Here is a 316-nt window from a genome sequence, read left to right on the forward strand (position 1 = left end):
CTTTCGCCTGTTCGATCTCGTCCAGCTCTTCGCGCAGCTCCAACTGTTCCATCAGGAACGCGGTGTCGCGCACAGTATGCTGCTCGCTGGCGAGATCAAAGCCGTGCAAAGAAAGCAAATATTCCGCGCGCATTAACGGATGACGCAGCGTTTGCCAGGCCTGGTTAATGGTTGCAGATTGCTGTACGGCGGCGAGTTGTTCCGCCTGGCTTCCGCTGGCGAATTTATCAGGATGATACTGACGTTGTAGATCCTGAAAACGCAGGCTCAGCGCCTGGGTATCGAGTTGATAGCGGGCAGGCAAGCCAAAGAGGGT

General features: G+C 55.7%; 1 protein-coding gene. It reads right to left on the reverse strand.

Going from position 1 to position 316, the window contains the following annotated elements; genetic code table 11:
• On the reverse strand, window positions 1–316 hold a 316-nt coding region (gene hscB, locus SB756_RS28975), incomplete at both ends, for a co-chaperone HscB (RefSeq protein ID WP_410912972.1).

The sequence above is a fragment of the Pseudomonas sp. SIMBA_068 genome (genome assembly GCF_046534705.1).
Taxonomy (GTDB): domain Bacteria; phylum Pseudomonadota; class Gammaproteobacteria; order Pseudomonadales; family Pseudomonadaceae; genus Aquipseudomonas; species Aquipseudomonas putida.